We start from the raw sequence: 14,070 nt of genomic DNA on the forward strand, positions 1-14,070 counted from the left end.
CTTCCGTCGAGCCGATCATGTCACGCGCCCGCGCGGAGCCCGGGGCGCCCTGAGCCCGCGCGGTGGGCGAGGTCGGGGTTCGACCGGGGGCGTCCCGGAGGTTCGCGGGCCGCTCGCCCGGCAAGCTGGCGACCATGACCGAGACGACGAACCACCGCTTCGACGAGACCACCGCCCAGGTCGATGCCCCGTCCGCGAGCACCGCGACGGCGGCTCCCGGCGCGGAGCACGTGCCGGGAGCCGAGTCCACCGGCCGCGATCAGACCACCGGCACCACGAACGGCGCCGCCGCGGAACCCGCGTATCGGCGGTTCCGGCGGCGGCGCGACGGGCTGATCGCCGGGGTGTGCGGCGGCGTGGGCGACCTGCTGGGCGTGGACGCCACCCTGGTCCGGGTGGGCCTGGTCGCCGCCACCATCCTCGGCTTCGGTTCGGGAATCCTGCTCTACCTGGTCTGCTGGGTCCTCGTCCCGCAGGACTGAAGGAGATCAGGGCAGCTGCGGCGCCTCCCGGACGAAGACGTCGAGCACCCCGTCGGCGAGCCGGACGGCGCCCTGCGGCCGGGTCTCCCCCGGCACCGTCTGCACCTGTTCGGCCCGGCGGCCCAGCTCCGCGGCGGCGGCGAACCGCTCGTCGGCGACCGCCTGGTTGCCGTCCTGGCGCGCCTGCAGTCCGTCCACCGTGGTCACGAGCGCGTCGCCCCACAGGTCGGTGGCCTGCAGCCACGGCTCGGAGTCGGCGGCGAAGTCCTTCGGCGCCGAGGACCGGATCCGTTCGGGCGCCTGCGCGATCTGCTGGGCGTAGTCGCGCAGCCCGGCGAGGGCCTTCGCCCGATCGCCCCCGTCCCACTCGCCGCGGAACTCCTCCAGCCGACGTTCCAGCTCCGGCGCGGGCGGCTGCCACGGGGAACCGTTGGCCAGCGGCGACATGCTGTTGAGGTCGAAGAACACCAGCAGCGCCCGGGTGGTCTCCGGGTCGGCCGCCGACGCGGGCCGCAGCGCCGCCGACGGGTCCGTCGCCAGGTAGCGGGCCGCGGCGCGGTGCGCGCGCTGCGCGTCGAAATCGTCGTCGTTCCAGGCGAAGTCGGCGGCGCCGACCTCGACGACCTTGCTGGCCGCGGCCTGGTTCATCGGGTTCACCACGTCGCCGACGAGCTGTTCGCTCAACCCCGGTTCGCGTTCCCCGTACGGCCCGAGCAGCAACCGGCCGACGGACTTGTTGAAGTCGTTGACCGGGTAGTTGTCCCAGAGGAACACCTTCCGGCCCCACACCTGCGCGGCCTTCTCCGCGTCCGAGACGGTGATCTGCTCGGGGATCACGCCGTCCCCGGTCCACATCACCACGACCCGCGGGTCGAGCCCGTCGCGCAGCGCCGTCTTGTACGCCGAGTCGTCGTAGTCGGAGTACTCGGTCGGCACCGTCTGCAGCGGCTGCGCGCCGGGATGGGTGTCGATGAATTCGCGCTGCACCCGGCTGAGCAGTTCGGCTTGCGCGCGGCCCGCGGCGGCTTCGCCCGGTGCGCCGTAGCGCTCCTGGTCTTCGGCGCAGTTCCAGCGGGTGTAGGAGATGTCGTCGAACGGCACGGAGAAGTCCCGCACCCCCGAGTCGTACACGGCCTGCAACTTCGCTTGCAGCGCTTGGAAATCGGCGGGGTCGTTGTAGCAGATCGACGTTCCCGGCGAGAGCGCGAAGGTGAACTTCACGTGGTGCGCCCCGGCCTGGCCGATGAGCTGCTTGACCTCGTCGAGCTTGTCCGCCGGGTACGGCTCGCGCCAGCGCTCCCGGTGGTACGGGTCGTCCTTCGGCGCGTAGATGTAGGTGTTGAGCTTGACGTCGCCGTAGAACGCGAGCTGGTCCATCCGTTCGGCGTGCGTCCACGGGCTGCCGTAGAAGCCTTCGATCGAGCCGCGCAGCGGCATGTTCGGCTGGTCCACGACGCCGACCCCGGCGATCCGGCCGGGCGAGGCGAGCTGGCGCAGCGTCTGCACGCCGTAGTAGGCGCCGGTCGCGTCGTCCGCCCCGAGCACCACGCTGTCCTGCCCGCCGCGGGCCGCGAACACGTAGCCCTCTTCGGGCAGCGAACCGGGGGCTCCCCAGCCGTTGGCCTGCAGGCCCTTCACGATCCCCGGGGCCATCCGGTCACCGATCCGGACCAGCAGCGTCGCGTCTTCGGCGGCCGCGCCGGGTTCGCGCACGACGACGTCGGAGGCACCGGCTTCGCGCAGCACGCGCTGCGCCAGGTCCCGGGTCTGCGGGTCGACGAACGGGTCGACGACGAGTTCGACCTTGCCGCGCACCGCCACGTCGTCGCCGAGCCGTTCCGCCTTCTGCGGCTGCGGCACCACTTCCGGCACTCCTTCGGCCGGGTAGGACGCCGGCCCCGATTCGCCGCCGGTCGGGGGCTGCTGCGGAGGCGGTGCCGCCGCATCGGTGCAGCCCGCGGCGATCAGAGCGGCGCTGAGCAGCATCGCCGCCGCACCACCGACCCGGCGCCACGCACCTGAACTGGCCATCCGCCCGAACCTCCTCAACCCGTAGTACCCGGAACACGCGGCACTCAGGAGATCACACCGCCCCCGCGATCGCCGTGACCTGACCGGCTTGCGCCACCGATTCCCACCACCGCCACCCCCGGAATCCCCCGTTCGACGCCACACCCCCACACCCAGCACCGTCCCTCACCAAATCCCTGCCACGAGCGAGCGAAACCACCCCTCCCCCGACAAAGCCGCGCAATGCGCGACAAAGCCCACCTGCCTCGCGGCGAAGCCGTGCCTGGGCGGCGAAGCCAGCCTGCCTTGCGGCCGTAGGCCGTGCCTGTATTCGCGCAGCGAATAGCCCACGCAAGCAAGCCGACCACCCGCGGGTTCTCAGCGTCCTTCTCGCGAGGACAGCTTTTTCCCTCGTGGCGGAGCCACGAGGGAAAAAGATCCCGCAGCGAGAAGGACGCTGAGGTTCCGCTACCCGGACACCCCAGCAACACCAGCCGTGGAAGCAATCCCTAAAGCCGACCTTCCACGCACCACCGAAACCACACGCCCAAACCCGGGAAGGCTCTAAAACCCGACGCCACACGCCAAGCCGAGCGAGACTCCACAACCCAGCCACACACCCAAACCGGGCAGGCTCTAAAACCCGACCCCCCACGCCAAGCCGAGCGAGACTCCACAACCCAACCCCCACGCCAAGCCAGGGAGACTCCAAAGCCCCCTAGACGCGAAGAAGGGCCGCCCCCGCAGGAACGGCCCTTCTTCGTGCGATAGCTGGGATTCAAGAATCCCGGGTATCGGCTTGGGTCACATCATGCCGCCCATGCCACCCATCGGGTCGCCACCGCCGGCGCCCGCGCCAGCGGACTCCTTCTCCGGCTTGTCCGCGACCACGGCTTCGGTGGTCAGGAACAGCGCGGCGATCGACGCGGCGTTCTGCAGCGCCGAGCGGGTGACCTTGGTCGGGTCCGGCACGCCGGCGGCCAGCAGGTCCTCGTACTCGCCGGTCGCGGCGTTGAGGCCGTGTCCGACGGGCAGGTTCTTGACCTTCTCGGCCACGACTCCGCCTTCGAGACCGGCGTTGATCGCGATCTGCTTCAGCGGGGCCTCGACGGCCAGCTTGACGCTGTTGGCACCGGTCGCTTCGTCGCCCTCGAGCTTGAGGCCGTCGAACGCGGACACGGCGGCCTGCAGCAGGGCCACGCCGCCACCGGCGACGACACCCTCCTCGACGGCGGCCTTGGCGTTGCGGACCGCGTCTTCGATGCGGTGCTTGCGCTCCTTGAGCTCGACCTCGGTCGCCGCGCCGGCCTTGATGACGGCCACGCCGCCGGCCAGCTTGGCCAGCCGCTCCTGCAGCTTCTCGCGGTCGTAGTCGGAGTCCGAGCGGTCGATCTCGGCGCGGATCTCGTTGACCCGGCCGGCGATCTGCTCGTCGTCGCCCGCACCTTCGACGATGGTGGTCTCGTCCTTGGTGACGACGACCTTGCGGGCCTGGCCCAGCAGCGGCAGGTCAGCGGTCTCCAGCTTGAGGCCGACCTCTTCGCTGATGACCTGACCACCGGTCAGGATCGCCATGTCCTGCAGCATCGCCTTGCGGCGGTCGCCGAAGCCGGGGGCCTTGACCGCGACGGACTTGAAGGTGCCGCGGATCTTGTTGACCACCAGGGTGGACAGCGCTTCGCCCTCGACGTCCTCGGAGATGATCAGCAGCGGCTTGTTGGCCTGCATGACCTTCTCGAGCAGCGGGAGCAGGTCCTTGATGTTGGAGACCTTGGAGCTCAGCAGCAGGATGTAGGGGTCGTCCAGCGACGCCTCCATCCGCTCGGTGTCGGTGACGAAGTAAGGCGAGATGTAGCCCTTGTCGAAGCGCATGCCTTCGGTGAGCTCAAGCTCGAGCCCGAAGGTGTTGCTCTCCTCGACGGTGATGACGCCTTCCTTGCCGACCTTGTCCATCGCCTCGGCGATGAGCTCGCCGATCTGACGGTCACCGGCCGAGATCGCCGCGGTGGAGGCGATCTGGTCCTTGGTCTCGATTTCCTTGGCGCTCTTGAGCAGCTGCTCGGCGATCGCCTCGGTGGCCTTCTCGATGCCCCGCTTGAGGGCGATCGGGCTGGCACCGGCGGCGACGTTGCGCAGACCCTCGCGCACCAGCGCCTGGGCCAGCACGGTGGCGGTCGTCGTGCCGTCACCGGCGACGTCGTCGGTCTTCTTCGCCACTTCCTTGACGAGCTCGGCCCCGATCTTCTCCCAGGGGTCCTCGAGCTCGATCTCCTTGGCGATGGAGACGCCGTCGTTGGTGATGGTCGGCGCGCCCCACTTTTTCTCGAGCACGACGTTGCGGCCCCTCGGCCCGAGCGTCACCTTGACGGCGTCGGCGAGGGTGTTCATGCCGCGCTCAAGACCACGGCGGGCTTCCTCGTCGAACGCGATCATCTTGGCCATTGCGGTGTGGTCCTCCACCTATCTGGACGCCACGAAAGGCAGGTACACCCCGTGGCAGGACTCTGTGCTCGGCCAGGCTCGGTGCCCGCGACGGACGACCGGTCACGCGAAGCCGTCGTGTGGCGACGCGCGGACGGCCTCACCGTCCCGACCTGGCACTCAACTGCGCTGAGTGCCAGATCCAGGTTTAGCACTCCCGCACGGCGAGTGCAAGCCGCTCAGGTCGGGCACCGCCCCGGCCAGCCGCTTTTCCCCCGTTCGAGCCGCGGGCGGGCCATCCATCGGGTGGCCAACGCCATGCTCACTCGGTGACGGTCGGGACCTCGGTGGGCAGCCTGCCCGGATCGTAGGACGAGGAGTTCTCCGCGGAGCGCGGGGCGCCGCCGGAGCCACCGGAACCGCCGCCCGCCGAGGACGCCATCGCGATGAACACGATCACGAGCACGATCGCGGCGATGGCGATCAGCAGCGGCACCAGCCACTTCACCGAGCCGCCGCCCTTGTTCGTGGCGAACGAGGAGGACTGCGCGGGCATCGGCGGGCGCAGCCGCACCGGGTCGCCGCCCGGACCGGACGGCGGGCGCGGCGGCTGGTACTGCGGCCCGTACGGACTCGGCGGACGCGGACCCTGCGGCAGCGGCGGCGCCTGCTGCGGACCGGTGCCCGGGTTCGGCGCCGGGGCGGGCTGCTGCTGCGGAAGCGGGCCGGACTGCTGGGCGAACTGCGGGCCGGACGGCGGGCCGACGGTCGGCATCGTCTTCTTCGTCGGCGCGTCCGGGGGCGCGTTCAGCGCGGCCTTCGCCGCCGCCATCAGCTCCTTGCAGGTGTCGTAGCGCTGGTCGGGCTTCTTCGACATGCCCTTGCGCAGCACCTCGTCCAGCCCGACCGGCAGCGACATCAGCGACAGCGCCGACGGCGGCGCGGTGCTCAGGTGCCCCTGGATGACCTCCTGCACCTGCCCCTGGAAGGGCGGGCGGCCGGTGAGGCAGGCGAACAGCATGCAGCACAGCGCGTACAGGTCGGTGCGACCGTCGACGGGCTCGCCGCGCAGGTGTTCCGGTGCCGCGTAGGTCGGGGAACCGAGGAAGTCGCCGGAGCTGGTGCGGTGGCCGGTGGCGCCGCGCCGGGTGAGCCCGAAGTCCGCGAGGTACACGTGCTCGCTGGAGGATTCCCGCGAGGTCACCAGCACGTTCGCCGGCTTCAGGTCGAGGTGCACGAGACCGCGCTCGTGCAGCATGTCGAGCGCCTCGGCGACCTGGCTGAGCAGCTCCAGCGCGCGCGGCGGCGAGATCGGGCCGTCCTTGATCAGGCTGGCCAGGTCCGATCCGTCGACCAGCCGCATCGCGATGTAGAGCATGCCGTCGACCTCGCCGAAGTCGTACAGCGGCACGATGTTCGCGTGGTCGATGGCCGAGGTGTTGCGGGCTTCGTCGACGAACCGCTCGCGGAACTCGGCGTCACCGGTGATGTGCTCACCCATGATCTTGAGCGCGACCTTGCGGCCCAGCCGGGTATCGGTGGCGCGGTACATCACGCTCATACCGCCGCGGCCGAGGACTCCGTCGATCTTGTAGTGGCCGAGGCGGCGCCCGGTGAGGTCTTCCGACACGCGAAGCAGCCTAACGTCCCGCGATCACCTCCGTCTTCGGGTTCCGCGAGTCCGATCTCGCATCGATGCGGACTCGGCCCGGAACGCCCAGTGGCCCGCCCCTCGAAACGGGGGCGGGCCACTGGGCGACGAGCTTCAGACCTTGCGGACGCCGTCAGCCTGGCTTCGGCCGTCACGCCCCGCCTTCACTTCGAATTCGACCCGGTCACCTTCGGCGAGGGTGCGGAAACCGGACATGTTGATCGCGGAGTAGTGCACGAACACATCTGAACCACCATCGGTGGCGATGAAGCCGTACCCCTTCTCCGAGTTGAACCATTTGACCGTGCCGACCGCCACGGCGTCCTCCTCATTGAAATGTGACGCACGGCGCCCCGATAAAGCGCCGATGGAGCACGGATGACGCTACCGGAGCCGGACCGATTCGTCCGCTGTCGACCATTGCGACTTTTCCGCTAAATACTGCTCCAAAAGAGTGGATTTACCCGCGACTGCGAGTAGTGGACCGCATTCCACTACACCGAATCGAGGAGTGGAAAATCCTGGAATATTCCACGGTATTCGACTTCGGAAAACCGCCGCGCGCTTTCACCGCGGCATGCCGAACGGGCGAATGCGGCGGTCAGGAACGCGGCGAGCCCGACCCCTGCGACTGCAACCAGGTCGCCATCGACCGCGGATCCCGCGTCTGCACCAGCACCTGCCCCGGGCCGGCGAAATCGAACACGAGGCCCTCGCCGGTCTTCAACGACTGCGCCACCCCGTGGCCCAGCTGCCGCAGCCGCGTCTGCACGTTCTCGCCGTAGGCCACCACGTGCCCGGTGTCGACGGTGAGGAACTCCCCCGGCTGCAACGTCATCACGTCCAGCGCGCCGTAGCAGGCCAGCACCAGCGGCCCCTGACCGCTCGCGTGGCGCAGGAATCCGCGCTCCCCGCCGAAGAGGTTCTTGAACCCGGCCCACTGGTCGTCGAGCTGCACCCCGGCCGCCGAAGCCAGCCACGCCGCGCTCGCCACGCACCAGCCGTGGCCGTCGAGCTCCAGCACGTGCAGATCACCCGGCAGCGCGGGGGCGACGTCGACCCAGCCGCCCTGCTGTCCCGCGGTGCACGTGGCCCCGCCGGAAGAACCGCTCCTGGTCAGCGACTTGAGCAGGCCGCCGCCGCGGGCTTCCACCGCGACCCCGTAGCTGGTGGCCAGCATCGAACCGGTGGCGATCCGGGCGGGCTCCCCCGGCGCGAGCAGCAACCGGGCCACTCCGAACGTCGGCGTGTGCCGGTTCCGTACCTGCACAGCAGCTCCCCTCCACCGCCCCGCTCACACGATCGCTGGCAGTCTGCCACGCGCGCCGAGGCGACTTTCCGCACGCCGGTGGCGACAGCCCGGTACCCGATGACCGATGATCGTGCGGTGCCCCACGCAACTGGACCTTCCGGCCTGACCCCGGTGCGCGAGCACCAGGCCCGGGTCGCGACGCTGCTGCCCCCGGCGCCCGTGGAATCCCGGCCGCTGACCGACTGCCTCGGGCTGGCGCTGGCCGAGGACCTGGTCGCGGCGATCCCGCTGCCGCCGTTCGACAACTCGGCGATGGACGGGTACGCGGTGCGGTCCGTCGACGTCACCGAGGCGAGCCCGCAGCACCCCGTGCAGCTGCCGGTGAGCGAGGACCTGCCCGCGGGCCGGCTGGACAGCCCACCGCTGCTGCCCGGCACCGCGCACCGGATCATGACCGGCGCCCAGGTGCCGTCCGGGGCGGACGCGGTCGTGCCGGTGGAACGCACCGACGGCGGCACCGCCGAAGTGCAGGTGCAGGCCTCCGCGCAACCCGGCGCGCACGTGCGCCGCGCCGGGGAGGACGTGCAGGTCGGCACGGCGGTGCTGGCGGCGCGCGCCTCGCTGGGCCCGACCCAGCTGGGCATCGCCGCCGCCGTCGGAGCCGCACGGCTGCCGGTGCGCAGGCCGATCCGGGTGCTGGTGCTCTCCACCGGATCGGAGCTCGTCGAGCCCGGTTCGCCGCTGCGGACCGGCCAGATCTACGAGTCGAACGGCCTGATGCTGGCCGCCGCGGTGCGCGACGCGGGCGGGAAGCCGGAGCTGCTGCGCTTCGTGCCCGATGACGTGGACTCGTTCCACGCCGCGCTCGCTCCGCACCTGGAGACCACGGACCTGATCATCACCTCCGGCGGGGTCAGCGCCGGGGCCTACGAAGTGGTCAAGGACGCGCTGTCGGGCAACGGCGTCGAGTTCACCAAGGTCGCGATGCAGCCCGGCATGCCGCAGGGCGCCGGGCACTACCGCGGCGGACCCGCCGTGGTGACGCTGCCGGGCAACCCGGTCAGCGCCATGGTGTCGTTCGAGATCTTCGTGCGGCCCGCGCTGCGGCGGGCCGCGGGGCACCGCGACGCCGAACGCCCCTCCCGGCAGGCGACGCTGACCCGTCCGCTGGAGATCCCGGCCGGCAAGCGGCAGTACCGCAGGGCGCTGTTCGACGCGGCCGACGGGACGGTGACCCCGCACGGCGGCCCCGGTTCGCACCTGCTGTCCGCGATGGCCACGGCGAACTGCCTGCTCGAGATACCGGAGGAGATCACGGAACTGCCAGCCGGTTCCACTGTGGACGTACTTCTGATGGATTGACGTCCGGCTGTTTTCCGCTAAGACTGCCAGCGCACTTCCGGTGTTCCCGCTCACGGAGCCGGATCGCGGGCAAAATCGTCCCCTCACTCAGGAGTTTCAACACCGTGCGTGGCCCCTGGCGCGCCGCCCTGGCGCTGGCGTTGCACATCGGCTTCTTCGCCGTCCCGGCCTGTTTGGTTCTGGGACTGCTGGCGATAGCGGCGTACACCGTCCGCCTCGACTTCGGCGGCGGCATGCGCGCCGGGCTCGCCGCGGTCCTGGTGGCCGCATTGATCGGCGTCGGCTGGCGGACGGTGCTGCGCAGACGGGAACGTCCGCGCGGCGTGGAGCTGACCCGCTCCGCGCAGCCGAAGGTGTGGAAGATGATCGACTCGATCGCGTCGGGGTCGGGCGCCGCCTCGCCCGACGACGTGCGGGTGACCTCGCAGCCCACCGCCCGGCTGCGGGAGGACACCGCGCTGCTCGGCCTCAAGGTCCGGTCCCGGCACCTGGAGGTCGGCTTACCCCTGATCGCCGGGTTGTCCACCAGCGAACTGCGCGCCGTCACCGCCCGCGAGCTGGGCCGCACCGTCGGCGCGAGCAAGCTGGTCGTGCTGGCCGACCGGGTCGACACCAGCGTGCGGCGCACCGCGAACGGGCTCACCAGCGGCCCGGTGAAGTGGCTGTTCACCGGTTACGCCCGCGCCTACTCGGCGATGGCCTCCGGTGTCGGCGACGAGCTGTGGTTCGGCGCGGACACCATCGCGGTGAAGGCCGCCGGCAAGCGCGCGGCGGTCACCTCGCTGCGCAAGATGAAGGCGGTCGAGCTCGGCTGGCGCGACTACGCCGAGCAGTACCTGAGCATGGCCACCAAGGTCGAGCACACCCCCGACCTGCTGCTGGGGTTCCGGGCGTTCATGGACCACCCGGAGCGCAAGCCGCAGCTCGCGGAGCGGGTCAAGCAGGCCCTCGCCGAGGAGCGCGACGTGCGCCCGTCCACGCGGGACCGCGTGGAGGCGATGAAGCGGCTGCGCGGCGGCGACCGCGAACCCGAGGAGCATCCGGCGTTCGCGCTGCTGCGGGAACCGCGCAAGAGCGTGCCGGAGCTGGAGAACAAGCTGCTGATCGACGGGCTCGGCCCGCGGCTGCCGTGGCCGGACCTGGCCCGCAAGGCGGGGGCCGCGGAGGTCGCCCGGCAGGCCGGGCTGCTGAGCTCCGCGGTGGCGCAGAGCGGCCTGGAGTGCCCGCCCGCGATCGGCGGCGTGCTCGCCGCCATCCACCGCGGCGAGGGCCCGGATCTGATCAACCCGGTGCTGAACCCGGGGTTGAACCCGGATCGGGTGGACGAGGCCGTGGTGGACACGCTCACGGAGCTGCTCGGCGGTGCCGTGGTGGACGCGCTGGTGTGCGCGGGCCGGGCGCAGCACGAGCTGGACTGGGCGGGCGACTCGGTGGTGCGGCTCAGCGGTGGCAGGCCGCTGGACCCGGATCGGCTGGTGCGGCCCGCGGTGGCGGATCCGCGGCTCGTCCCCGGCCTGCACCGGGCGCTGGTGGACCTGGGCGTGCCGTTGCAGCACGCCAGGGAGCCCGCCGCGGAGCCGGAGCCGTCGGTGTCGGGGATCGTCAGCCCGGTGCAGTACGCGGGTGAGCGATACGACCTGCTGGTGACCGACCGGGGCCTGGTGTTCCTGCCGAGCTCGGCGAGCACGGCGCGGCGGCTGCTGGCCGGGGCGTCGGCGCGGGTGCGGCAATCGGAGCTCGACGAGCTCGACGAGCTGCTGGTGGCCCCGGTGGAGCGGCTGCGGAGCAAGCAGGACGCGCAGTGGGTGGACAGCCGGGACGTGGCGGCGACGACGTTGACCCAGGAGCGGTCCGGCTGGTCGTTGAAGCTGGAGCTGTACCTGGACGACGCCTCGTCCTCGACGGTCCGCTCGGACGCGGTCGAGCAGGGCGAGGACGACGTGGCCGTGCTGGTCGTGGGCAGCACCGCGGACACCGATGAGCGCGGCGACCCCTACGGCGGTCTGGGCGAGCTGATGGGCGCTCGGATGCGGATCGACGACCACCGGGAGCCCTCGGACGAGTGAGGGATGCGGCGGCGAAAATGTCACTCTCGGTTACAAATCTCGACCCCCAATGTCCTCCAATAGCGGCTACGTAGTTCGTGTGAGCTCAATTACACTGGAAACTGCGTAACAACCTGTCGATCGACTCCGTCTCACTAGACGTCAGCCCCCTCTCACCAGGGAGGGAGCGGACACCGGGCTCCGTGTGCCGTCGGGGGGTGCACGGGCCCACATCGGGGACCGTTTGGCGCCAACGGGGAGGCGCCTTGCGGTTGGTGCCGGGGTGGCACCGGCGCTTCGGGGGCGCCGGGCCACCCCGGCACTTTTACGTCCACCCCCGCTCACCTGCGGCTGAGCCCGCCCGCCCCGCGGCCACCGGGCTCGCGACCCACCGCGACGCGCCTCCGTGCGAGCGCCCGCCGAGCGGTCCGCCACCCGCCGGAAGCCCGCCGCGGGCGGCCTCCCGGAGCGCCCGCGCACCGCCTCACCCGTTCAGAGCAGGCATAGCGCCCCGGAACGCTCCCCACCGCGCATCGCGAAGTCCACGACGTGACAGGCTCCGCACCTGCCCGCGACGCCGCGGGCGGCCAAGGACATCGTCAGCACCGCGAGGCGACCACCGATGATCGACTCCGCCCCCTGGCGCAGCCGCCGAGGGCACGTCGGCGATGCTGTACCGACACGGCCGCAGCGCAGCAGACGCGCCGCGGTCACGACCTCCGACGCAGGGGTGTAGCAGCTCGATGAGCACCCAGACAGAACCCGGCACGTCCCCCGCCAGCGGCAACCCGCTCGCGCACCTCGCCAAGCTGGCCCGCGACACCGTGCCCCCCATGCACCCGGCGGGCAAGCCGTTCGTGCTCGGCGCCGCCGTCGCCACCCTGCTGCTGCGCCGCGCGTGGCGGCCCGCGGGCGTGCTCGGCGGCATCGCCACCGCCTGGTGCGCGTGGTTCTTCCGCGAACCGCAGCGCGTCACCCCGGCCCGCGACGGCATCGCCGTCGCCCCCGCCGACGGCACCGTCGCGCACGTGGAATCCGCCACCCCACCGCCCGAACTCGGGCTCGGCGACCGGCCCATGACCAGGGTCAGCGCGTTCCTCACCGTCTTCGACGTGCACGTGCAGCGGCTCCCAGCGACCGGCGAGATCGTGCACGCCGCCTACCGGCCCGGCAAGTTCCTCTCCGCCGACCTCGACAAGGCCAGCGAGGACAACGAACGCAACTCGCTGCTGCTGCGCACCGACGACGGCCACGAGCTCGCCGTGGTGCAGATCGCCGGCCTGGTCGCCCGCCGCATCGTGTGCTGCGTCGGCGACGGAGACCGCGCCGAAGCCGGACGCACCTACGGGCTGATCCGCTTCGGCTCCCGCGTGGACCTCTACGTCCCGGCCGGCAGCCGGATCCTCGTCGAACCCGGCCAGCGCACCGTCGGCGGCGAAACCGTGCTCGCCGAACTCCCCACCGGTGGCGAGCGGGCATGAACGGCGCGCGCCTCGCCCCGCCCGGCATCCGCCTGCTGCCCAACGCCATCACCGTGCTGGCGATGTGCTCCGGGCTCTCCGCGGTGCAGTTCGCGCTGAACCACCAGCTCACCGGGGCCATCGCCGCCGTCGCCGTCGCCGCCGTGCTGGACGGGCTCGACGGCCGCATCGCCCGGCTGCTCGACGCCTCCACCCGGATGGGCGCCGAGCTCGACTCGCTGTCCGACGCGATGTCGTTCGGCGTGGCCCCGGCGCTGACGCTCTACGCGTGGCAGCTGCAGGACAACCGGGCGGGCTGGATCGCGGCGCTGATCTTCGCGGTGTGCATGATCCTGCGGCTGGCGCGGTTCAACACCCTGCTCGACGACACCGAGCAGCCCGCGTTCAGCAAGGAGTTCTTCGTCGGCGTGCCCGCGCCCGCCGCGGGACTCCTGGCCCTGCTGCCGCTCGTGCTCACCGCGCACTTCGGCTACGCCGGCTGGTGGGCGCAGCAACCCGTCGTGATGGTGTGGATGGTGGCCGTGGCCGCCCTCGCCGTCAGCCGGGTGCCCACGCTGTCGCTGAAGACCGTCAAGGTCCCCCCGCGACTGATGGCGCCGCTGCTGGTGCTGGTGGCCGTGCTGGCCGCCGGGATCATCATGTTCCCGCTGATCTCGCTGGCCGTGGCGCTGCTGGTGTACCTGATCCACATCCCGTACGCCGTGTACCGGCACCGCTGGCTCGTCCGGCACCCCGAAGCGTGGGCCGCCGCGCCCCGCGAACGGCGCGCCATCCGCAGGCGCACCCAGCGCCGCCTCGGACTGCGCCCACCGCACCCCCGGCGCGCGCTCGCGGGCGCGCGGCAGCGGATGCGGCGGGGACGCAACCGCGGACCGGACGGCCCCCGCCTGAGCTGGCGCCGCCTCGGGCTCCGCGGGAATCGTTCTCGCTGAGACTGCCCGCCCGGTCGTTTTGCTTGGGTGGCCGGGTGGCGGAACCTCAGCGTCCTTCTCGCTGCGGGATCTTTTTCCCAAGTGGCTCCGCCACGAGGGAAAAAGCTGTCCTCGCGAGAAGGACGCTGAGAACCCGCCGGTGGTCGGCTTGCTTGCGTGGGCTATTCGCTGCGCGAATACAGGCACGGCCTATGGCCGCAAGGCAGGCGTGACTTCGTCCGCCCAAGGCACGGCTTCGCCGCAAGGCACGGCTTCGCCGCAAGGCACGGCTTCGCCGCAAGGCACGGCTTCGCCGCAAGGGCAGGCGTGACTTCGTCCGCCCCAGAGCAAGGCACGGCCTACGGCCGCAAAGCAGGCTTGCTTCGCCGCCCAGAGCACGGCTCCGCCGCAAGGCACGGCTATGCCGCGAAGCACGGCCTACGGCCGCAAGGCAG

Annotated in this window: 10 protein-coding genes; 5 read left to right on the top strand and 5 right to left on the bottom strand. The window is 71.4% G+C overall.

Going from position 1 to position 14,070, the window contains the following annotated elements; all coding sequences use genetic code 11:
* Positions 1-134 precede the first annotated feature (134 nt).
* Positions 135-482 (top strand): PspC domain-containing protein, encoded by a 348-nt coding sequence (locus tag ACWD38_RS11830; protein ID WP_184483350.1) that lies wholly within the window; start codon positions 135-137, stop codon positions 480-482.
* Positions 483-488: 6 nt separating this feature from the next.
* On the opposite strand, the gene ACWD38_RS11835 is transcribed toward ACWD38_RS11830, so the two are convergent.
* From ACWD38_RS11835 to ACWD38_RS11855, 5 genes are all read right to left on the bottom strand, one after another.
* Positions 489-2,513 (bottom strand): beta-N-acetylhexosaminidase family protein, encoded by a 2,025-nt coding sequence (locus tag ACWD38_RS11835; RefSeq protein WP_184483352.1) that lies wholly within the window; start codon positions 2,511-2,513, stop codon positions 489-491.
* A 783-nt stretch (positions 2,514-3,296) separates the two neighbouring features.
* On the bottom strand, positions 3,297-4,934 hold the full coding sequence (gene groL, locus ACWD38_RS11840) for a chaperonin GroEL (protein ID WP_184483354.1): 1,638 nt from the start codon (positions 4,932-4,934) through the stop codon (positions 3,297-3,299).
* 301 nt (positions 4,935-5,235) lie between these two features.
* Complete coding sequence (locus tag ACWD38_RS11845; RefSeq protein WP_184483356.1) at positions 5,236-6,543, bottom strand: protein kinase domain-containing protein; 1,308 nt, start codon at positions 6,541-6,543, stop codon at positions 5,236-5,238.
* Between the two features lie 135 nt (positions 6,544-6,678).
* Positions 6,679-6,882, bottom strand: a complete 204-nt coding sequence (locus tag ACWD38_RS11850) for a cold-shock protein (protein ID WP_184483357.1) — start codon at positions 6,880-6,882, stop codon at positions 6,679-6,681.
* Positions 6,883-7,165: 283 nt separating this feature from the next.
* Entirely contained in the window at positions 7,166-7,834 is a 669-nt protein-coding gene (locus tag ACWD38_RS11855; protein ID WP_184483359.1) for a TIGR00266 family protein, read from the bottom strand.
* 99 nt (positions 7,835-7,933) lie between these two features.
* On the opposite strand from ACWD38_RS11855, the gene moeA reads away from it, so the two are divergent.
* From moeA to pssA, 4 genes are all read left to right on the top strand, one after another.
* Positions 7,934-9,178 (top strand): molybdopterin molybdotransferase MoeA, encoded by a 1,245-nt coding sequence (moeA, locus tag ACWD38_RS11860; RefSeq protein WP_450124040.1) that lies wholly within the window; start codon positions 7,934-7,936, stop codon positions 9,176-9,178.
* 104 nt (positions 9,179-9,282) lie between these two features.
* A complete protein-coding gene (locus tag ACWD38_RS11865) occupies positions 9,283-11,244 on the top strand; it encodes a M48 family metalloprotease (protein ID WP_184483363.1) in 1,962 nt (653 codons plus the stop codon).
* A gap of 722 nt (positions 11,245-11,966) precedes the next feature.
* On the top strand, positions 11,967-12,704 hold the full coding sequence (locus ACWD38_RS11870) for a phosphatidylserine decarboxylase (RefSeq protein ID WP_184483365.1): 738 nt from the start codon (positions 11,967-11,969) through the stop codon (positions 12,702-12,704).
* A complete protein-coding gene (gene pssA / locus ACWD38_RS11875) occupies positions 12,701-13,636 on the top strand; it encodes a CDP-diacylglycerol--serine O-phosphatidyltransferase (protein ID WP_184483367.1) in 936 nt (311 codons plus the stop codon). Before ACWD38_RS11870 ends, pssA begins: the two co-directional genes overlap by 4 nt.
* Positions 13,637-14,070 lie beyond the last annotated feature (434 nt).

The organism is Saccharopolyspora sp. NPDC002578 (assembly GCF_053592695.1).

Coding starts and splice junctions, on each gene's coding strand:
- pssA (WP_184483367.1), top strand. CDS start 12,701: ATGAACGGCGCGCGCCTCGCCCCGCCCGGCATCCGCCTGCTGCCCAAC.
- ACWD38_RS11870 (WP_184483365.1), top strand. CDS start 11,967: ATGAGCACCCAGACAGAACCCGGCACGTCCCCCGCCAGCGGCAACCCG.
- moeA (WP_450124040.1), top strand. CDS start 7,934: ATGACCGATGATCGTGCGGTGCCCCACGCAACTGGACCTTCCGGCCTG.
- groL (WP_184483354.1), bottom strand. CDS start 4,934: ATGGCCAAGATGATCGCGTTCGACGAGGAAGCCCGCCGTGGTCTTGAG.
- ACWD38_RS11830 (WP_184483350.1), top strand. CDS start 135: ATGACCGAGACGACGAACCACCGCTTCGACGAGACCACCGCCCAGGTC.
- ACWD38_RS11835 (WP_184483352.1), bottom strand. CDS start 2,513: ATGGCCAGTTCAGGTGCGTGGCGCCGGGTCGGTGGTGCGGCGGCGATG.